This window comes from Methylomarinum sp. Ch1-1 (assembly GCF_030717995.2).
GTDB classification, from domain to species: Bacteria; Pseudomonadota; Gammaproteobacteria; order Methylococcales; family Methylomonadaceae; genus Methylomarinum; species Methylomarinum roseum.
Window position 1 is genome coordinate 490,117 of sequence record NZ_CP157743.1, and the last position, 20,641, is coordinate 510,757.

Sequence of the window (20,641 nt, forward strand, 5' to 3'; positions counted from 1 at the left end):
ACAAAACCAAAATAAATAAATATATTTATATCGATAACTTGAACCGGCCTACAAAACCAGACATTCAATGCCACCTAAATTGCCTATAAAACACCCTAATCGACATCGACACACTTAAACTTTCTATTTATTTTCAATAAATTACAGAATAACAACTAGCAATAGCACAAAAGTACAATATTCAAACACAAGACAAGTCGATACACTCTGGAAGCATTGTTTTCAGTCGAAACCATCTGAAGCAATAACCCAAGCGGCATTGTTTATGGAAGAAAGCACATGAGAGGGGGGCGGACTTTCCTTATGCTGACACACTAAAAAAATAAACAATAGGGAAAAACAATGAAAAAAACATCACTGGCTTTAACAGTAACTTTAGCCCTGGGCGCCGGCAACGCCTTCGCAGATTGCAACGCAATTGCTGACGCCGCAACTAATGCTGGGGATAATCTCCATGCAAAATTATCAAGTGCGATTGCCGGCACCCCAAGCGCGGCCGGTCTGAAATTCAACATGTGGGCAACTATCGTCGATAACAACGGCATCGTTTGCGCGGTAGCGAACACAGGCGAAGCGCCTAACGCCCAATGGCTCGGCAGCCGTGTCATTTCGGCGCAAAAAGCCAATACCGCCAACCTGTTCAGTCTAACCCAAGGCCTGGCGCTGTCCACCGCCAACCTATGGGCCGCGACCCAGCCAGGCGGCAGCCTGTTCGGCTTGCAATTCAGCAACCCGGTCAATACCGACGCCGCCTACGGCCCAGCGGCATCGGTCGCTGACTATGGTAGCTCAAGCGATCCCATGGTCGATCAATTGATAGGCGGAGTCAATGTTTTCGGCGGCGGACTCGCTTTATATGATTCAGATGGCAACCAACTCGGCGCGATCGGCATGAGCGGCGACACCTCCTGCGCTGATCATATCAAGGCTTGGATAGCCCGCGACGCCTTGGGTTTGGATCATGTCCCTGCCGGTGTAGCCAACGGCACCGACAATATTATTTTCGACATCCAGTCAAATTCCGACCTGACCAACAAGGGGGGCAAAACGGTCTTGAACCAGGACAATCTGGCGGAACTCACTAGCGCCAGCGGTTTTGGCCATCCCACCTGCGGCTTTGGCGAAGAAACGATTGCGGTAGATCTTCCAAACAGCTACCCTATCGGCGACTGAAGTAGCGAAAAAACCATCATTCCCCGTTAATGACGTATTAACGGGGAGATTTTATAACTCTTCCTGATTACTTATAACTCTCAGCTACTTGGCGAGTGTTCGGTGGCTTGATCTGCAAGTGTGTGAGGCATGACAGATTTTTGCTCCTTGCAAAATCTGCATTTCCACCATCCCTGGCGGTCAGATGCCGAACCCAAGCTTATAGGGATATATTTACCCAGCACCTAAATTCCATAGGCTAATGGCTGCGATAAATCATCTTCGTTTATTTAGGTGCTGGGTGAACAGCGTCTTGCAGAGCAAGTTACCGAATGCTCGTTTTTTACCTATCTTAGCAAGTACCCTTAATGCAGTTAATCATTATTCTTTATAGTTGGCGGAAACTTATGGGTAATCAGGTAACTCTTTGCCGCTCAACGCCCGAACTATTCCCCGGTATTCCTCCATTTTCGGCCGATGCAAGAAAACACCCAACACCGCCATCGTACTGAATATATATAAGGTGTTGTAATCATCGCCGAGCATAAACATCACCAGACCAAAAATCGCGACCGTTTCCATCATTGCCTGAGTGATGACCACGGTCACCAGATAACGTTTGCCGGCCGGCGTGTCGCCCGGCATGGTTTGATTCAAGCGCAACAGGATATGACGCAATAGCGTGGCGAACGGAAAGGTCACGATCGCAATCACATAGAGTATCGTCCTGATCAACACCCGCTGCGATTCTTCGACGCCGATTTGCATTTGCTGTCCATAATAATGACAGGCGAAAACATAAACGACAACGGTCAACAGCATTGCAATGACGATCATCCAGTGCATATTAAGTCTGTTTTTTGCCTGACCGTAGCCCTCGCTGCTCATCATTTCTCCTCCTTACCGGCCTTATAGGCCCTCATGATGACCAGAAAAGCCAAAAAATCGTACAAGGTATGAATGATCACCGGCGTCAGCAGATTTCTTTCCCCGCCATAATCCAGGAACACACCCAAATAGATGCCGACCAAGGTGGCCAACGCCGCATACAACGGCGTGACCGCATGCACCAGACCAAAAATAATGTTGCTGAACAGCAAGCCGGCGTTCATGCCCCAGCCAGCCTCCATCCAAGGTTGCAATACGCCGCGAAACAAGACCTCCTCCGATAAGCCGGCGATGGCCGCCAATACGAACAAGTCGGCCCAACCATAGCCATGCATGGCCGGACCCAGCGTTTCCAGCAACAATTTTCTAACCCGTTGCACCGACTCGATCTGTAACTGCTGCATCGCCACAAAAAGTACAAACAACGGCAACGTGCCCAACAGACCATATAAGATGGCGTTTTCCGAAAAATGCAGGTCGGCGAAGGGGTTTATGTCGGCAATCCAGCCTAAAAACAACGCCACCAAGATCAACGAACCTTCGAAATAACAGGCCGTTTTAAAAAATTTTTGCGGATTAAGCGATTTATCTTCCATAAGCTTGACTTGGGTTACGGCGAGACTGAGCAAGCCATTTTATGCAAAAAAAGTTAAAATAGGCGACACTTAAACGAACAAGACCACCATCATGCAATGCTATATCTATAAAAGCCTGGTAAAAGACGAACTCTATCTTTATCTGAACAAAAAGGACGACTTTTCCGACATTCCGGAAGCCCTTTTTAAAAGCTTCGGACGCCTGCAGTTTGTCATGGAATTGGAATTAACGGCCGACCGCAAACTGGCCCGGGAAGATGTCAACAAAGTCATGACCAGCCTCTCCAACAAGGGTTTTTTTGTGCAGATGCCGCCGACCGTTCTGCCCGATGCGCTTGCCGTCCAGAACAGCAAGTTGCATTAATTATGGGCACCATAAAGCCTCAACTCGCCCGGTCGGCTATTGCAAAACCGGATTACGCCTTGGGTAAAGTCACGCCCTTTTGGCCTTGGTATTTACCGCCGCGATCCTTATAAGAAGTTTCGCACACCTCATCGCCGCCGAAGAACAGCATTTGCGCAACGCCCTCGTTGGCGTATATTTTCGCCGGCAACGGCGTGGTGTTTGAAAACTCCAGCGTCACATGCCCTTCCCACTCCGGCTCCAGCGGCGTGACATTGACGATGATACCGCAACGCGCATAAGTCGACTTGCCCAAACAAACCGTCAATACATCACGCGGTATACGGAAATATTCGACGGTCCGCGCCAACGCGAAGGAATTGGGCGGGATGATGCAGACATCGGACTGCACATCGACGAAGCTGTCCTCGGCAAAATCCTTGGGGTCGACGATCGCCGAATTGATATTGGTAAAAATCTTGAATTCATCAGAACATCGAACATCATAACCATAACTGGAGGTGCCGTAGGAAATAATCCTTCCCTGCTCGGACTCTCTTACCTGCCCGGCTTCAAACGGCTCGATCATCCCCTGCTGCTCCGCCATCCGGCGTATCCATTTATCTGACTTAATGCTCATAATTTGTTATCGGTTCAAAACAATGTAAAGTTATAGCCAATGAGAGCATAACGCTTCCCACATAACCAGCCGGATACGATACCATAATGCCGCAAAAACCGGCACAAAATAGATTGCCGCCACAGGGCAATCGCGCTATCTCGCCCTGGACAGGCAAAGCCGTTGTCCTGATTGCCACTCCCGCAATTGATAGCGTTTCTTGATTACTCATAACTCTCAGCTACTTGGCGAGTGTTCGGTGGCTTGATCTGCAAGTGTGTGAGGCATGGATGCCGAACCCAAGCTTATAGGGATATATTTACAGCGTCTTGCAGAGCAAGTGACCGAATGCTCGTTTTTCACCTATCTAAGCAAGCACCCTTAATGCAGTTAATCATTATTCTTTATAGTTGGCGGAAACTTAGGGGTAATCAGGTAACGTTTTGCCTTGCCTTTTAAGCGTCAATTTCTTTTTAGAGCAAACCTTATGCGTTTTTTGGCCCGAATTTGCACTTTTCACCCAGCACCTAAATTATCCTGGAATGGTAAAATATAGTCCTGTAGCCATGGAATTTAGGTGCTGGGTAAACCCATCCCAGGGGGGGATGTCGGCGGTATCCCTACCGCCGACATCCTCGCCAAACAAACCCCCCAGCCTTCTTTGTTATCAAAATTGAAAATTTCTGGCAAAAAAGACTTGCCATGTAAGACGACCGGTCGCATAATAACCCCATGTCAATCGCAAGCAGCAAACAAATTAAACGAGAAAAACTCCTGGACCAAGGCGTGCAAATGCTGATGAACCAGGGTTATCACGGCACCGGATTGAAAAAAATCCTCGATACGGTAAAAATCCCGAAAGGCTCGTTTTACAATTACTTCGCTAGCAAGGAAGACTTCGCCGCCGAAGCGATCAATCATTATATCGAACCCTTCATCCTGCGCTTGAACAGTCATCTGCATGATCCGCAAGTTGATGGCCTGACGGCGCTGAAGCGTTATTATGGCGAACTGATTAGCGAACTGGAGCAATCCGGCTATCAGGGTGGCTGCCTATTGGGCAACCTGATGGGCGAGATCGGCAACACCAGCGAAGTCTGCAGACACGCCTTGATCACGACCATCGCCCGCTATAGCCATCTGCAAGAAACCGCCTTGGCGCGCGCTCAGCGTGACGGCAGCGTGCGCACCGACCGTTCGGCGAAAAGCATGGCGGATTTATTATTTAACAGCTGGCAGGGAGCGCTGTTACGAATGAAAATCGAGCAGTCTGTCGAACCATTACAGGACTGCATCGAAACGTTGCTGGAAGATTATTTTCTTGAAAAACGCTGAGAAACCCATTCCTGGATTCGCAGAAATTTTCCGCCGACTCGCAAAATCAATGAGTTGCAGTCAGCAGTTTTGACAGTGCACATTCACTGCAGGAAGCGCAGATTTAATCAGCACTTCCCTAACCAGATAGGGGAGCATTCGATGCACCCGAGCATTTTTTTAACGACCGCAATAAGACGACCGGTCATATCAAAGGAGGCTAAACATGCCTAAATACATCATCGAGAGAGAAATCCCCGGAGCCGGCCAACTCGGCGACGAACAATTGCAGCAAATTTCCCAGAAATCCTGCTGCATCCTGAAGGAAATGGGACCCCAAATACAATGGCTGGAAAGCTTTGTCACCGATGACAAGGTTTACTGCATCTATATCGCCCCGGACGAACAAACAATACGACAACATGCCGAGCGCGGGGAATTTCCCGCCAATTCCATTGCCAAAATAAAAACGATCATCGACCCGACCACCGGCGAATAATCGTTATTACGCTTTATAAAAATGATCAGAGAGGAAGAAAAATGAATATCGACACCGCCAAAATCGCATTTAAATGGCCGCAATTCTTGCGGGCCTGCGCGTTAACCAGCGCCCTCTTCATGACCGCCGGCGCGACCAGCGCCGACGAAACCTGCCAGTCTCCCTATATGGCTAAAATCGTCGGCCAGGAAGACTTTGTCTATGTCTGGACCCTGGGCATGGAAGGCGTCGGAGACGAACAAGATAAATTAGTCACGGTAGACGTCAATCCTAATTCGAAAAACTACGGTAAGGTCGTCAACACATTGTCGGTCGGCGGCCGCAACGAAGCCCATCACTCCGGCTTTACCGATGACCGCAAATACCTGTGGGCCGGCGGCCTGGACACCAACAAGATTTTCATCTTCGATGTCCATAGCGACCCAGCCAAGCCCAAGCTGACCAAGGTCATCGACGATTTCGTCAGCAAAAGCGGCGGTGTGGTCGGCCCGCATACCACTTACGCCCTGCCCGGCCGCATGATGATCACCGGCCTATCCAATAACAAGGACCACGGCGGCCGCACAGGCTTGGTCGAATACAGCAACAGCGGCGACTATATCGCCACCCATTGGACTCCGACCGATAGCGACCTACGAGGCGCCGTCAAAACCGGCAAATACGCCGACGGCTACGGTTACGACGTGCGGGTGCTGCCTCGCCGCAACGCGATGTTCTCCTCATCGTTCACCGGCTGGTCGAACTACATGATGGATTTCGGCAAGATGCTGAACGATCCGGAAGCGATGAAACGCTTCGGCAACACCGTCGTGCAGTGGGATCTGCATGCTCGCCAGCCGAAAAAAGTGCTCGACGTGCCCGGTGCACCACTGGAAATCCGCTGCGCATGGGGAGCCAATCATAATTACTGCTTCACCACTACGGCCCTGACCTCGAAAATCTGGTTGATTTATGAAGACCAGCAAGGCCAATGGCAAGCCAAGGATGTCGCGGACATCGGCGATCCCAGCAAAATTCCGCTGCCGGTCGATATCTCTATACAAAGCGACGACAACATGCTGTGGGTCAACACCTTCATGGACGGCAAAACCCGCGCCTTCGACATTTCCGACCCGTTCAACCCCAAGCAAGTTCTCGAACAGAAAATCGGCGCCCAGGTTAACATGGTCTCATCGAGCTGGGACGGCAAACGCCTCTATTACACGTCTTCGCTGTTGGCTAATTGGGATAAAAAAGGCGAGGACAACGAACAATATCTAAAATTGTTCAGCTGGGACGGTCAGAAACTGACTGAACAGTTCAGCATCGATTTCATCAAGGAAAAACTGGGCAGAGCCCATCAAATGCGCTTTGGCGCCTATTCCCTGTATGCTCGGCAACAAACCGACAAACCGTTGGATTTATTGGCCAAACTGAGCCGCTAAACGTAGGTCGGGTGGAGCACAGCGAAGCCCGGCTTGATTATGCTAATGCTGGGTTTCGGCTTACGCCTCCACCCAGCCTACCCCTGTCATCATCATGAAAAAGATCATTATCCTGTTAATGGCCGGATTGCTGTGCAGCCAAAGCCTAAATGCCGACACGGCGCCCGCTCAGGAGATCCTGCCACCCGGCTACGGTCCGCTGCAATTCGAGCCTCCTGCTCCCGGCAGTTATGCTTTGCCGGTCATCGGCCCGGCCGCCGACGGCACGGTGCTGACCAGCGACAATCAGAGCATACAACTGCATGAACTGATGGGCGACAGAATCGTCTTGCTCAGCTTCATTTATGCGACCTGCAGCGATGTCAGCGGCTGCCCGCTAGCCACTGCGGTGTTTCATAAGATCAACCGGCGCTTGCAAAAAGAACCGCGCCTGGCAAAACAGCTGCGTCTATTGACGCTGAGCTTCAACCCCGAACACGACACTCCCGAGGCGATGCGTCATTACGGCGCCGGCTTCGCCAATGACACGGTCGATTGGCGTTTCCTGACCACCGCGACGGAACGGCAGTTGCAGCCGATATTGGATCAATACCAGCAGAGCATCCAGAAAATTTATGATGCCGACGGCCAATTCACCGGCACTTTTTCCCATATCCTGCGCGTCTATCTGATCGACCAAAATAAACGCCTGCGCAATATCTACAGCGTCTCGTTCCTCCATGCCGACACCTTGATCAACGACATCAAGACTCTGCTCGCAGAAAGCGATGAAATAAAGCCCCAAACGGACCAGCCAGCCAGATTTCAGGCCGGCGACAACAAGCAGCGCTACGAACAACCCGACTATCAAACTCAATCGATCGCCCTGAACCAACGTCGTGGCCAGGAAACGGATTTAATCGCCTACGCTGAAAACCCGCCGCTAGGCCTGCCAGACGTGCCGGTTCCTGCCGACAATCCGCTCACGACAGAAAAAATAGCCTTGGGCAGAAAACTGTTTTACGACCGCCGCCTGTCGTTGAACGACACCTTCTCCTGTGCAATGTGCCATATCCCCGAACAAGGCTTCAGCAGTAACGAAATGGCCACCGCAGTCGGCATCGAAGGCCGCAGCGTAAGGCGCAACAGCCCGACCCTCTATAATGCCGCCTATGCGCCACTGCTGTTTCACGACGGCCGTGAAAGCACGTTGGAACAGCAGGTCTGGAGCCCCTTGCTGGCGCACAACGAAATGGGCAACCCGTCGATAGGCTACGTCATCGACAAAATCAACGCGCTGCCGGATTACGACGGCCTGTTCGAAAGCATTTTTGACCGGAAAGCGGGCATGGAAACGATAGGCCAGGCCATCGCCAGCTACGAACGCACGTTGAATTCGGCCGACTCGCCTTTCGACCGCTGGTATTACGGCAAGCAGCAAAATGCGATCGATGCGGCCGCCAAACGCGGCTTTGATCTGTTCAACGGCAAAGCCGGCTGCAGCGCTTGCCATCGTGTGGAAAAATCCCACGCCTTGTTCAGCGATTATCGATTGCACAACACCGGCATCGGTTACCGGGACGCGATGCAGAAAACCCCGGCCAAACAAAAAATCCAGTTGGCGCCCGGCGTGTTCGTCGAAGTCGACAGCGACACGATCAAGGCCGTATCCGAGTCCAAGCCTAACGATTTAGGCCGCTACGAAATCAGCCAGAATCCGGATGACAGTTGGAAATACAAGACGCCAAGCCTGCGCAATATCGCGCTGACCGCGCCCTATATGCATAACGGCTCCTTATCGAGCCTGAAAGAAGTGCTGCGCTTTTACAATCAGGGCGGCATCGCCAACGAAAACCTCGATCCATTGATCAAACCGCTGCAATTAACGGATGATGAAATCACCGACATCCTGGCGTTTCTGCAAACTCTGACCGGCGGCAACGTCGACGAGCTGGTCGGCGACGCCTATGCCGCACCGGTGGGCGACCGCTAATCCGCTGACCCGCTGCAGCAAAGCGGAATCCGGAAACTGGTTTCCGGTCCTTCGTGATAATCAGTCGTAGGGCGGATCAAGCGCAGCAGGTCCGCCTAAAGGCAGTAGGTCATGTTTCCGCGCTAGCGGTTACATGACACTGCAAGGTCTCTGAGTAGTATTGCTGGCCTATCTCATTAAATGAATGAGTGGCAAAACAGAAAATTAACTACCGGATGTGGGTAGGGTGCGCTGACAAGAGGAAGCGCACCGGTTTTTGATGCATTTCACGCAGTTCAGCACATCCGAAGGCAAGACTACATTGGCATCGCAACCGTAGGGTGGATTCGCCGCCAAACAATCCGCCTGGATACGCACAACGGCCAATTTTGCCCCGGTGGCGGTTTTTGGCGGCTTGCTTCGCGAAGCCGCCCTACGTTGGCGGATCCGCTGCGCTTGATCCGCCCTACCGGTGCGGGTAGGGTGTGCTGACGATAGGAAGCGCACCGGTTTTGATGGGCTTCACGGTGCTCGACACATCCGAAGGCAAGACGGTGCTTTGCGTAGGAGCGCCGCCCTCGGTGCGAAAAACAAGTAGTCCGCCCAGAGAGACAGTAGGTCATGTTGCCGCGCTAGCGGTTACATGACACTGCAAGGTCTCTGACGTAGTATTGACAGTGAACTCCGTGTCTCTGCGGTGAGACATTCAGCACAACCACCCCGTTTATCTAGGAGCGCCATACCCGGCACGATCGCCATGAGAGCTCCCACGGAAAAACGAAAACCGGAGAGGGTCTGGCGCGGATGTTCCGCGCCCTTCCGATTCCGTGCGGACTACGAGTTTTGAATGACGATATTGGGAAATTTACTGCTGTAATCCTTGCTTTTCAGCGCCAGCTTGGCGGCCATCTTGCGGGCGATGGAACGGTAAATCTCGGCCGCGCGTCCGTCCGGGTCGGCAACGACCGTCGGCCGACCGGAATCGGCGAACTTACGGATGTTGATGTCCAACGGCAATGAACCCAGCAATTCGACATTGTTTTTCGCCGCCATCGCCTCGCCGCCGCCTTCACCGAAGATCGCCTCCTCATGACCGCAGTTGCTGCAGATGTGAATGCTCATGTTCTCCACCAACCCCAAGACCGGCACATTGACCTTGTTGAACATCGACAGGCCGCGCTGGGCATCGAGCAAGGCGATGTCCTGAGGCGTCGTGACGATAATCGCGCCGCTGACCGGAATCTGCTGCGCCAGGGTCAACTGGATATCGCCGGTGCCGGGCGGCAAGTCGATGATCAAATAGTCGACATCGCTCCAATTCGTGTCCTTCAACAACTGCTGCAAGGCATTGGTCACCATCGGACCGCGCCAAATCATCGCCTGATCCTCATCGATCAGATAACCGATGGAATTGGTTTGCACACCATAGGATATTTTCGGCAACATGGTCTTGCCGTCCTCACTGGCCGGATAACCGGACAAGCCCATCATCGTCGGCACGCTGGGACCGTATATATCGGCATCGAGCAGGCCGACATTGGCCCCTTCCGCCGCCAGCGCCAAAGCCAAATTGACCGAAGTGGTCGACTTGCCGACCCCGCCTTTGCCGGAGGCGACGGCAATGATGTTTTTTACATTCGGCAACGGTTTTAACGATTGTTGTACCGCATGAGCAACGATATTGACGGTCACGTCGACAGTCACCTTGCCCACCCCGTCCAGTTGCCGCAGTTTCTTCTCGACTGCCGTCTGTAACTCCGCCAAATAACTCTTGGCCGGATAACCCAGTTCCAAACTGACGCGGATATCCGCCCCATCCACGGCGATGTTCTTGACCGCCTTGGATGACACCAGATCGGCGCCGACATTGGGATCGATAAAGGTTTTAAGCAGGTTTTCCACATCCGCTTTGGCAATTTCTGTCATTTATGACTCCGGTTCTAAAGAAAAATAATAACCTAGTATTTATGTCAGGATATAATACCACTTTCAATAATATCAACAACACAGCTGATTTTATCGTCCGACATCATGAAAATCATGCCATTATATGCAATAATGCTCGGTTCGTTTTTGTCATGCTAACCATTGAACTTCATGTCTGATAGAAAAATTCTTGTTACCAGCGCCTTGCCTTATGCTAACGGCCCCATCCATTTGGGCCATTTGGTGGAGTATATTCAAACCGATATCTGGGTGCGCTTTCAGAAACAGCGCGGCAATCAATGTTATTACGTTTGCGCCGACGACACCCACGGCACTCCGATCATGCTGCGCGCCGATCGCGAAGGCATCACGCCGGAACAGCTGATCGCCGATGTCGAACAACAACATCGGGCCGATTTCGACGAATTCGGCGTCGACTTCGATAATTACCACAGCACGCATTCGCCGGAAAACAAAGAATTATCGGCCTTGATCTATACCCGCTTGCGTGAAGGCGGCCATATCAGCCAACGAACCATCACTCAGGCCTACGATCCGGTCAAAAACATGTTTCTGCCGGACCGTTTCATCAAAGGCGAATGTCCGAAATGCGGCGCCCAGGATCAATACGGCGACAGCTGCGAGGCCTGCGGCGCCACATATGCGCCGACCGATCTGAAAAACGCCGTCTCGGTCATCTCGGGCGAGAAACCGATCGAAAAAGATTCCGAACATTATTTTTTCAATCTGGACGACTTTACCCAAATGCTGAAGGATTGGACCCAGGAAGGTCATCTGCAACATGAAGTCTATAACAAGATGGCGGAATGGCTGGAAAACGGCCTGCAGCAATGGGATATTTCCCGCGATGCGCCTTATTTCGGCTTCGAGATACCGGATGCGCCAGGCAAATATTTCTATGTCTGGCTGGATGCGCCGATCGGCTATATGGCCAGCTTCAAGCATCTGTGCGAAAAGCAAGGACTGAACTTCGACGAATTCTGGGGCGAAGACAGCGATGTCGAGCTCTATCATTTCATCGGCAAAGACATCATCTATTTCCACGCCCTGTTTTGGCCGGCGATGCTGAGCGGCGCCAAGTTCAGAACTCCGAGCGCGATTTTCGCCCACGGTTTCTTGACCGTCAACGGCGAAAAAATGTCCAAATCGCGCGGCACCTTCATCAAGGCCCGCACCTATCTCGACCACCTGAACCCGGAATATCTGCGCTACTACTTCGCCGCCAAACTCAGCGCCGGCGTCGAGGACATCGACCTGAGCTTCGCCGACTTTACCCAGCGCGTCAACTCCGACCTGGTCGGCAAAGTCGTCAATATCGCCAGCCGCTGCAGCGGCTTCATCAAGAAACGCTTCGACGGCAAACTGTCGTCTAACTGTGCGGAACCCGAATTATTCCAGCAATTTGTCGACGCCAACGACAAAATCGCCGAACTCTATGAAAAACGCGAATTCGGCAAGGCCATGCGCGAAATCATGGCATTGGCCGACAAAGCCAACCAATATATCGACGAGAAGAAGCCATGGATCATCGCCAAGGAAGAAGGTCGCGACGCCGAATTGCATGAGATCTGTTCGATGGGCATCAACCTGTTTCGCCTGTTAGTGGCCTATCTGAAACCGGTGAATCCTAAGCTGGCCGCAAATGCCGAGAGCTTCCTGAATATCGAAGCGCAAGCCTGGCCATCGGAGACTCAGCCGCTGCTGGATCACGGCATCAACAAATTCAAGCCGCTGATGACCCGGGTCGAGGCGGACAAAATTGACGCCATCATCGAAGCCTCCAGGGAAAACCTGGAAAAAGAAGCGCCGGCGCAGCCCGTGAAAAAATGCGAACCCATCGCCGAGACCATCGAATTCGATGACTTCGCCAAAATCGACCTGCGCATCGCCAAGATTATCAAGGCCGAACACGTCAAGGGAGCCGACAAGTTGCTGCAATTGACCGTGGACATCGGCGATGAAACGCGCAACATCTTCGCCGGCATCAAATCGGCCTATGCGCCGGAAGACCTGGAAGGCAAGCTGACCGTCGTCGTCGCCAACCTGAAGCCGCGCAAAATGCGTTTCGGCTTGTCCGAAGGCATGGTATTGGCTGCCGGCCCCGGCGGCGAGGATTTATGGATACTGAGTCCCGAACAAGGCGCGCAACCGGGCATGCGGGTTAAATAATCAGTTGCCGTAGGTTGGCTAGAGCACAGCGAAACCCAACATCGACACTCACCCAGCCTACGACGCCTAAAGCATGGCCAACAAAAAGCATTAGAGAGATAAAAAATGTTTTGCTATCACTGTCAAGAAGCCAAAAAAAACAAGGTCTGTGATACAGCTGGAATTTGCGGCAAGAAAGCCGATGTCTCCAGCCTACAGGATCTGCTGATGTTCAGCCTGAAAGGCCTGGCCTTTTACAGCTCCCGCGCGGAAGCATTTGATTTGGTCAGTGACAAAACCCATCATTTCATGGCCAAGGCGCTGTTTTCGATGGTCACTAATGTTAACTTCGACCCGGCGGATTTCGTCAATCTGATCGACGTAGCAGTCAGACGCCGCAACTCCATCAGGAAAAAATTCCTCGCCGCCTATCAACTGAAGCATGGCGCGGAATTCGACGAGACGTTACCAGAAGAAGCCTCTTGGCAATATGACGAAGCTAGCGATAAAGACTTCATCGCCAAAGGCGAAACAGTCGGCGTCGAAAAAGACAAGGAAGGCCTGGACGAAGACGTCCATGCCTTGCAGGAATGCCTGCTCTATGCCGTCAAAGGGCTAGGCTCGCTGGCCGTACACGCGCTGGAAATGGGCGTCGAGGAAACCGAACAATACCGCTTCATGCAGCAAGCGCTGGACTTCACACTGTCCAAGAACAATACGCAGGATGAAGTCCTGAACATGCTGCTGCGTTGTGGCGAACTCGGTCTTGCGGCGATGGGCCGACTGAACCAAGCCAACAGCGACAAATTCGGCGAGCCTGAACCGACCACCGTTTACCTGGACACCTGGGATAGACCCGGCATACTGGTCAGCGGCCACGACCTGCACGATATCGAAGACTTGTTGGCACAGACGGCCGGCACCGGTGTCGATGTTTACACCCACGACGAAGCGATCGCGGCCCATGCCTATCCGGCGCTGAAGAAGTATTTCAATCTAGTCGCCAACTACGGCGGCGCCTGGCAAGACCAAAAAACCCAGTTTCCTAAATTCAACGGCCCGGTGCTGGTCACCACCAACAGCATCCAACAACCGAAAAAAACCTACCAGGAAAAACTGTTCAGCACCGGCATGGTCGGCTGGCCCGACGTGCCCCATATCGAGGACCGCAAACCTGGACAGCGCAAGAACTTCAGCGCGATCATCGAATTGGCCAAACAATGCGAGCCGCCCGAGCCGCTGACCGACGGCGCGACCACGACAGGTTATGGCTTACAAGCCCTGACCGCGCTCAGCGATCAAATCGCTACGGCGATCGAAGCGAATAAAATCAAACGCATCATCGTGCTGGCCGGTTGCGACGGCCGTCATAAAGAACGCCGTTACTACACCGAGCTGGCCGAGGCTTTGCCGGAGGACGCCCTGGTGATCACCTCGGGCGACACCAAATACCGCTTTCAGCACATGGACTTCGGCATGATCGATGACATTCCGCGACTGCTCGACGCCGGACAGATCAACAACTTTCACGGCATCATCGCTTTCCTGCAAACATTGCAACAAAAAATGGGTCTCAGCGAATTGCGTCAATTGCCGGTCTCCTTCGACATCGCCTGGTACGAACAGACGACCATTCTGATGATGTTGGCGCTGTTTGCGTTGGATTTCAAACACATGCGCGTCGGCCCGACGCTGCCGCCGTTCTTCACCGCTAACATCCTGGACTTGCTCGATCGGCGCTATGGCCTGAAAGGCATCGACACGCCCGAAAACGATGTCGCCGCGATGATGGCCGGAGAATAATTAACACGATGAACAGCCGGTCTTTAGCCGAAAAAATCGACGCCCTGCTGCCGCAAACCCAATGCACAAAATGCGGCTATGCCGGCTGCAGGCCCTATGCGGAAGCGATCAGCACAGGAGCGGCGGACATCAACCAATGCCCGCCGGGCGGCGAGGCCGGCATCCGCAAACTGGCCGAATTGCTGAGCGTCAAACCGAAACCGCTCAATCCCGATTATGGCAGCGAACAACCCCGCAAAGTCGCATTCATCATCGAACAAGACTGCATCGGTTGCACCAAATGCCTGCCGCCATGCCCTGTCGACGCCATCCTGGGCGCCAACAAACACATGCATACCGTGATCGAAACGGAATGCACCGGCTGCGAACTCTGCATCGCGCCTTGCCCGGTCAATTGCATCATCATGCAGGACCCGGTCCAGCCATTTACCTGGAACCATCAAGCCGCGGACCACGCCCGTAAACGCCATCAGGCCAAACAACGGCGCCTGGAAAAACAGCAACAGGAAAAAGCCGAACGCCTGAAAAAACAAAAGCAGATGCTGGCTAAACTAAAGGCCAAAAAAAATACCTGACCCGCGCATTTTTTTTCAATTTCCAGTATAATCAGCTGTCACATCGCCAAGCGCCCGTAGCTCAGCTGGATAGAGCGCAGCCCTCCGGAGGCTGAGGTCAGAGGTTCGAATCCTCTCGGGCGCGCCATTTCGACATCACTCCCCAAACAGCCATTTTTGCTCTGCGCCCTATCCGAAAAATGAAAAAGGGGACAGATTTATTTTCCATGTTCTTAAGTTTCTTTTCGCGGCCTTCCCCGCCCCCTGCTCTCGATCCTCTTTCCAATGATCTTTTCAATCTGATCGCTAAAACGATTAGTGCCGGTAAGCTGCCCTCGTTGAACTGCCTCATGGATGAGTGTCCATTCCCCTTCCGGTATCGCTCCATAAACAAACTCAGTGTAACGTGAAGTTCGTTCGGCTTCAGTATTTCCCAACGCGTTGCAACAAGGGTCGATGTCTAACCAATCAAATTCCCTGTTTCGTCCTGCATGGCGCTGAAAACTAGACCATGGATAAGCCGCCGGATCATCTGCTATCCCAGCTCGAACAGGATTTAACTCCACATAACGGCAACAGGCCAACAAGAGCGAAAAAAGGGGACCGAAAAAAGGGGACAGATTTATTTTCCATGTTCTTCAGTTTCTTTTCGCGGCCTTCCCCGCCCCCTGTTCTCGATCCTCTTTCCAATGATCTTTTCAATCTGATCGCTAAAATGATTAGTGCCGGTAAGCTGCCCTCGTTGAACGTAAGTATTCACACACCCTAGCTGAAAATACAAAATAATTGACAAACCGACACAAGAACATTGTACAAATCCATTAAGAAGCCTTAGTATTTATCCCATGCAACTCAGTAACCAGGACCTAAGCCAAATCGATGAAGACGAGCTTCTCAATTTACCGGAAGAGGAATTACGTTACCTATCGATTAAGTTACTTAACGACCTAAAAGAAGCGCGTGAGCGCTTAAGCCAAAATTCGCGCAACAGCTCTCGTCCACCTAGCAGCGAAGCGCCTTGGGATAAAGCAGCTACAGATAATACAAACGATCAAGAACAAACGGAGATCGATAAGTCTGCTGAAACGGAAGACACCGTCACCCCCCCGTCGCCTTCTAAAAAAGATCAGCAACAGTCCGCTGATCCTAACAATGAACATCAAGAACCCCGCAAACCCGGCAAACAACCAGGCGCACAAGGCTTTGGCCGAACACAAAAGCTAGCCATTACCCACTATCAAGATCATTACCCTGAAATATGTGCCTGCTGCCATCAAACATTAGAGCCGCGTCATGCTATCGCCTATGCCGCGTATGAAACAATCAATGTCGAATGGGGCGATGTTGAGCATCCAGGCATTCTAGTCACCCATACCAAGCACACTCTCTATGAAGTAGTGTGCGCCAATGGACATATCACGCGCAAAGAAGTCAGTCGTAGCAGTCATGCTCAATTGCCGGGTATTAGCCGAACTGAATGGCGTTTAGTGGGGCCTGGACTGGCAGCAATGATTGTTTGTCTTGCCTACCGTATGCGCCTATCGCGTGAGCGTATTCAGGAATTTTATATGACTGGTTAGGTATTAAATTAAGTGTTGGCACCATCAATAATACCCTGCATGAAGTGGCGCAGCGGCTATGCCGCTTGAAGATGAGTTTGCACAAGAAATCATTAACAGCGAATTGCTGCATGTAGACGAAACCTCCTGGATGGAGCACACGACTTTTCTTTGGTTATGGGTGTTCAGTACGAATCGCGTCACAGCCTATTGGATTGCTACGCGTAGCGCTGAATTATTGGAAAATCTTTAGGCGACGACTTTAATGGTTGGTTAATGAGCGATGGCTACACGGTTTATCGCAAATATCTGAGTCGGTTACGTTGCTGGGCTCATCTTCTGCGTAAAGCGAAAGGGCTCAATGAAAGCTTAAACAGAGACGCCCAGCTTTTTGGTCAACAAACGCACGATTTACTGGCTGTGTTGATAGGTGCGGTACGCAAAGCGCGAATAACACCACCTGATACGCCACTTTCTGAAACTTATCGCCTGCAATTACTGCTCTATCAGCAGATGTGTATACAAATGAAAACCCATGAACATAAGAAAACAGCAGCATTAGCCACGGAAATGCTAAATGACTGGACAGCTATTTTTCAAGTTCTGGATCAACCGCATCAGCCCTTAACGAATAATGAAGCGGAGCGAGCGTTGCGCCACTGGGTTATTTTACGCGGCATTTGCTATGGCACGCGCTCGGAAAATGGGACGCGTGTGTTCGCTATTTTAATCAGCGTCATTGAAACCTGCCGCAAAAGAAATCAGTCACCGTGGATTTATTTGGCACAAGTGATCGCAAGTCAGCGGTCAGGCTTGCCGGTACCGGCCTTGCCAATTGTTAGGGTGTCTGAATAATTACCGTTGAACTGCCTCATGGATGAGCGCCCATTCCCCTTCCGGTATCGCTCCATAAACAAACTCAGTGTAACGTGAAGTTCGTTCGGCTTCAGTGTTTCCCAACGCGTTGTAACAAGGATCGATGTCTAACCAATCAAATTCCCTGTTTCGTCCTGCATGGCGCTGAAAACTAGACCATGGATAAGCCGCCGGATCATCTGCCATCCCAGCTCGAACAGGATTTAACTCCACATAACGGCAACAGGCCAACAAGTATGTTTCTGTTTCGATCGGACTGGAACGATACCGCCCCTCCCAAAGCGTACCCGACCTTGACTCCTGACGATTCACAAACCGGGTCTGTCTTCCAGCCAAACGTTTCATCAGTTGCCCCAAACCAGCAACTTCTTCCCCTGGCTGCAAAATCAAGTGCACATGATTAGTCATCAAACAGAAGCCATAGACCTTGACATCATAGAAATCCTTGAACTCCTTTAAAGTATCGAGGTAGTAAAGAAAATCGGCCTCTTCCGCAAACACAACTTGTCTATTGTGCCCTCGTTGGACCACATGATGGGGATAGTTCGCAAGTACTATTCGTCCGAGTCTTGGCATTCTCTTTAGGGTCTATTCAGAGAGTTCCAGAGAAGAATAATACTCTATCGCTAAAGTGTCAAAAAATAAATCTGTCCCCTTTTTCCTTTTTCTCACAAATACTCAAATCGTTTTCCGTGACATTGTCGTCATAAGCGTGTTAACTATAACGCATCATTTTTAGGTTCAACACATGACTTCAACCAAACAAACAGCCGGATGGCTGATGATTTTGCCGCTGCTTTTATTACTCTTTGCGCCAAGCGTCCAGGCTCACGGCGTCGATGCCAACACCGAACGCTTTTTACTGGAAAATCAAGGCATGGCCATCGGGCCGTTTCTGTATATCGGCGCCAAACACATGGTCACCGGTTACGATCATTTGCTGTTTCTGGTCGGCGTTATTTTCTTCCTATTCCGCACCCGCGATGTGTTGATCTACGCCAGTCTATTCACATTGGGACACAGCCTGACCTTGTTGTTCGGGGTATTGAGCGACATCAAGGTCAATCCCTACCTGATCGATGCCATTATCGGCCTTTCGATCGTTTACAAGGGTTTCGACAACTTGGGCGGTTTCCGTCGTTTGTTAGGCTTTCAACCGAACACCAAAGTCGCGGTGATGATTTTCGGCTTGTTTCACGGCTTCGGACTGGCCACCAAGCTGCAGGAATTTTCCCTGCCGCAAACCGATCTGTGGAAAAACCTGCTGGCCTTCAATATCGGCGTGGAACTGGGACAGTTTTTAGCCTTGATGTTTATTCTGATCGCGCTCGATTTCTGGCGCCGGCATCGCAGTTATTATTCATTCTCCACCACGACCAACACCTTGTTAATGTCTAGCGGACTGATCCTGTTCGGCTACCAAATCACCGGTTACCTGATAATCTCATGAACGATAGCAATCCCCCCATCCAGTCATTACGTTCTCTGTTCATCGCCAGCGGCGTCGCCACCCTGATCGCCGGCTTCGTGCTGACCGTTTTCGTGTTGCCCGCCGAATACGGCATCGACCCCACCGGCATCGGCAAAAAAATGGGATTGACCGTATTAGCTAAACAGACAACGGCTCCGGAGCCAGTACAGGCCATGGCGATTTCATTGCAACCACAACAAACAGCCGAAATCACCTGCCCTGAACCCAGCGATTCAGAACAGAACAGTGTAAAAACTTCGCAAAATAGCGCATCGGCAGCAGCCCCGCAATGGCAGGATACGGTCAAGATCATCGTGCCAGCAAAACAAGGTTTGGAATATAAATTTCATCTAAAAAAAGGCGCGTCACTGGAATATTCCTGGGCGACCGATGGCGCGAAACTTTATTTCGATTTTCATGGCGAACCCAAGGGCGACAAAACCGGTTACTTCAAAAGCTTTAAGGTAAGCACCGATCAACAATCCAGCGGCGCATTGACGGCGCCGTTCGAAGGTTCTCACGGCTGGTATTGGGAAAATAACACCCGCTCCCCGATAACGGTTATTTTAAATACCAAAGGAACCTATCGGATTTTGGGATTGATGTGATGAATGGGGCGTAATTAATCGCTTAAATGACGAAGATATGCGCGAAGCCTGCAATTCCTAATATGGATAACAAAGAGGGCTTGGGGTGAGTATAGCGTGGAAGTCGGCGGCAGAGATACCGACGCCAAGCCCCAAGGATGGGCTTACTCAGGTCCTAAACACTAAACACCACTAATGGATCATTTTCTAACAAAGCAGATTTCTTATCAGCATACCCCTCGACATCTTCGCCTGAATTTCAATCGTCCCCATTTAAGTCTCAGTTCTGCGGTATTGAACGGCGGTTTAATATCAGCCAATGGCTTCGTCAATTTAAAAGTAGACCAAAGCCCAGACAGTACCGAATCACCCGCACAAACACTCGCCCGCTATTGTCAGCAACAGGCGTGGCAAGGCACAACGGTCGGCATGATGACTGCTGCATCGATGAGCTCCTTGCGCATTGCTAAAAAACGCCATCAAAACATCGATATTGTCGTAATGGTCACGTCGGGTTTATCAAATCCAAGAAGAGCCGGTGACAAGGCCGAATATCAGCTGATGTCGACGGCTGAATATGAGATAGGCACAATCAATATGCTCGCTCTAACGTCCGCTACATTAACCGAAGCGGCCATGGCGGAAGCTTTAATGATGGCAACGGAAGCCAAAACAGTCGTCCTACATGCGCATGAAATTAAAAGCTCAATTTCAAACGCAATTGCCACCGGCACCGGAACAGACTCCTGTGCGATTGTTTCTGCATATGATGGCCAGCCGGTTACATATTGCGGAAAACATGTCATGTTTGGCGAAATCCTGGCGCAATTGGTCATCGAGGCGCTTTCCGCGTCTATAGCTTGGAAAAGTGCAAGATGACGATTAATCGACCGCTGTCGCCAACTTTAAG

General features: G+C 51.3%; 21 protein-coding genes and 1 tRNA gene. 17 read left to right on the plus strand and 5 right to left on the minus strand.

The window, feature by feature from the left end:
- Positions 1 to 342: 342 nt before the first annotated feature.
- Positions 343 to 1,173, plus strand: a complete 831-nt coding sequence (locus Q9L42_RS02675) for a GlcG/HbpS family heme-binding protein (protein ID WP_305909979.1) — start codon at positions 343 to 345, stop codon at positions 1,171 to 1,173.
- Positions 1,174 to 1,557: 384 nt separating this feature from the next.
- Here Q9L42_RS02675 and Q9L42_RS02680 read toward each other — a convergent pair whose 3' ends face one another.
- Together Q9L42_RS02680 and Q9L42_RS02685 are read right to left on the minus strand one after the other, a co-directional pair.
- Positions 1,558 to 2,040 (minus strand): hypothetical protein, encoded by a 483-nt coding sequence (locus tag Q9L42_RS02680; RefSeq protein ID WP_349431844.1) that lies wholly within the window; start codon positions 2,038 to 2,040, stop codon positions 1,558 to 1,560.
- Complete coding sequence (locus Q9L42_RS02685) at positions 2,040 to 2,636, minus strand: CPBP family intramembrane glutamic endopeptidase (protein ID WP_305909977.1); 597 nt, start codon at positions 2,634 to 2,636, stop codon at positions 2,040 to 2,042. Before Q9L42_RS02685 ends, Q9L42_RS02680 begins: the two co-directional genes overlap by 1 nt.
- Positions 2,637 to 2,727: 91 nt before the next feature.
- Here Q9L42_RS02685 and Q9L42_RS02690 point away from each other — a divergent pair, with 91 nt between their 5' ends.
- On the plus strand, positions 2,728 to 3,000 hold the full coding sequence (locus Q9L42_RS02690) for a YcgL domain-containing protein (RefSeq protein WP_349431845.1): 273 nt from the start codon (positions 2,728 to 2,730) through the stop codon (positions 2,998 to 3,000).
- A 52-nt stretch (positions 3,001 to 3,052) separates the two neighbouring features.
- Here Q9L42_RS02690 and dcd read toward each other — a convergent pair whose 3' ends face one another.
- Positions 3,053 to 3,619 carry a dCTP deaminase gene (dcd, locus tag Q9L42_RS02695; protein ID WP_305909976.1) on the minus strand — a complete coding sequence of 189 codons (567 nt, stop codon included), beginning with the start codon at positions 3,617 to 3,619 and terminating at the stop codon, positions 3,053 to 3,055.
- Positions 3,620 to 4,330: 711 nt separating this feature from the next.
- On the opposite strand from dcd, the gene Q9L42_RS02700 reads away from it, so the two are divergent.
- From Q9L42_RS02700 to Q9L42_RS02715, 4 genes are all read left to right on the plus strand, one after another.
- Positions 4,331 to 4,933: a TetR/AcrR family transcriptional regulator gene (locus Q9L42_RS02700; RefSeq protein WP_349431846.1), complete on the plus strand. Its 603-nt coding sequence runs from the start codon at positions 4,331 to 4,333 to the stop codon at positions 4,931 to 4,933.
- Between the two features lie 205 nt (positions 4,934 to 5,138).
- A complete protein-coding gene (locus Q9L42_RS02705) occupies positions 5,139 to 5,411 on the plus strand; it encodes a DUF4242 domain-containing protein (protein WP_305909975.1) in 273 nt (90 codons plus the stop codon).
- 41 nt (positions 5,412 to 5,452) lie between these two features.
- Positions 5,453 to 6,835, plus strand: a complete 1,383-nt coding sequence (locus Q9L42_RS02710; RefSeq protein WP_432648869.1) for a selenium-binding protein SBP56-related protein — start codon at positions 5,453 to 5,455, stop codon at positions 6,833 to 6,835.
- 94 nt (positions 6,836 to 6,929) lie between these two features.
- Positions 6,930 to 8,807, plus strand: a complete 1,878-nt coding sequence (locus Q9L42_RS02715; RefSeq protein ID WP_349431847.1) for a cytochrome c peroxidase — start codon at positions 6,930 to 6,932, stop codon at positions 8,805 to 8,807.
- An 813-nt stretch (positions 8,808 to 9,620) separates the two neighbouring features.
- Here the strand turns inward: Q9L42_RS02715 and apbC are convergent.
- Entirely contained in the window at positions 9,621 to 10,712 is a 1,092-nt protein-coding gene (apbC, locus tag Q9L42_RS02720; RefSeq protein WP_305909973.1) for an iron-sulfur cluster carrier protein ApbC, read from the minus strand.
- A 171-nt stretch (positions 10,713 to 10,883) separates the two neighbouring features.
- Here apbC and metG point away from each other — a divergent pair, with 171 nt between their 5' ends.
- The 8 genes from metG (at position 10,884) to Q9L42_RS02760 (ending at position 17,652) form a co-directional block, all read left to right on the plus strand.
- Complete coding sequence (gene metG / locus Q9L42_RS02725; protein WP_305909972.1) at positions 10,884 to 12,902, plus strand: methionine--tRNA ligase; 2,019 nt, start codon at positions 10,884 to 10,886, stop codon at positions 12,900 to 12,902.
- 105 nt (positions 12,903 to 13,007) lie between these two features.
- Positions 13,008 to 14,684, plus strand: a complete 1,677-nt coding sequence (gene hcp / locus Q9L42_RS02730) for a hydroxylamine reductase (protein WP_349431848.1) — start codon at positions 13,008 to 13,010, stop codon at positions 14,682 to 14,684.
- 8 nt (positions 14,685 to 14,692) lie between these two features.
- On the plus strand, positions 14,693 to 15,259 hold the full coding sequence (rsxB, locus tag Q9L42_RS02735) for an electron transport complex subunit RsxB (RefSeq protein WP_349431849.1): 567 nt from the start codon (positions 14,693 to 14,695) through the stop codon (positions 15,257 to 15,259).
- 50 nt (positions 15,260 to 15,309) lie between these two features.
- Positions 15,310 to 15,386, plus strand: a tRNA-Arg gene (locus Q9L42_RS02740).
- A 363-nt stretch (positions 15,387 to 15,749) separates the two neighbouring features.
- A complete protein-coding gene (locus Q9L42_RS02745; protein ID WP_305909969.1) occupies positions 15,750 to 16,007 on the plus strand; it encodes a hypothetical protein in 258 nt (85 codons plus the stop codon).
- Positions 16,008 to 16,083: 76 nt separating this feature from the next.
- Positions 16,084 to 16,818 carry a DUF6444 domain-containing protein gene (locus Q9L42_RS02750; protein ID WP_349431491.1) on the plus strand — a complete coding sequence of 245 codons (735 nt, stop codon included), beginning with the start codon at positions 16,084 to 16,086 and terminating at the stop codon, positions 16,816 to 16,818.
- 58 nt (positions 16,819 to 16,876) lie between these two features.
- Positions 16,877 to 17,050, plus strand: coding sequence for an IS66 family transposase (locus tag Q9L42_RS02755; RefSeq protein ID WP_349431850.1), 174 nt, complete (start codon positions 16,877 to 16,879; stop codon positions 17,048 to 17,050).
- Between the two features lie 23 nt (positions 17,051 to 17,073).
- A complete protein-coding gene (locus Q9L42_RS02760) occupies positions 17,074 to 17,652 on the plus strand; it encodes an IS66 family transposase (RefSeq protein ID WP_432648870.1) in 579 nt (192 codons plus the stop codon).
- On the opposite strand, the gene Q9L42_RS02765 is transcribed toward Q9L42_RS02760, so the two are convergent.
- Positions 17,653 to 18,249, minus strand: a complete 597-nt coding sequence (locus tag Q9L42_RS02765; protein WP_305909968.1) for a transposase — start codon at positions 18,247 to 18,249, stop codon at positions 17,653 to 17,655.
- A 172-nt stretch (positions 18,250 to 18,421) separates the two neighbouring features.
- Between Q9L42_RS02765 and Q9L42_RS02770 the strand changes: the two genes are divergently transcribed.
- From Q9L42_RS02770 to Q9L42_RS02780, 3 genes are all read left to right on the plus strand, one after another.
- On the plus strand, positions 18,422 to 19,123 hold the full coding sequence (locus tag Q9L42_RS02770; RefSeq protein WP_432648871.1) for a HupE/UreJ family protein: 702 nt from the start codon (positions 18,422 to 18,424) through the stop codon (positions 19,121 to 19,123).
- A complete protein-coding gene (locus tag Q9L42_RS02775; protein ID WP_305909967.1) occupies positions 19,120 to 19,752 on the plus strand; it encodes a hypothetical protein in 633 nt (210 codons plus the stop codon). The genes Q9L42_RS02770 and Q9L42_RS02775 overlap by 4 nt, the downstream gene beginning before the upstream one ends.
- A 174-nt stretch (positions 19,753 to 19,926) precedes the next feature.
- A complete protein-coding gene (locus tag Q9L42_RS02780; RefSeq protein WP_305909966.1) occupies positions 19,927 to 20,610 on the plus strand; it encodes an adenosylcobinamide amidohydrolase in 684 nt (227 codons plus the stop codon).
- The last annotated feature ends 31 nt before the right edge of the window (positions 20,611 to 20,641 follow it).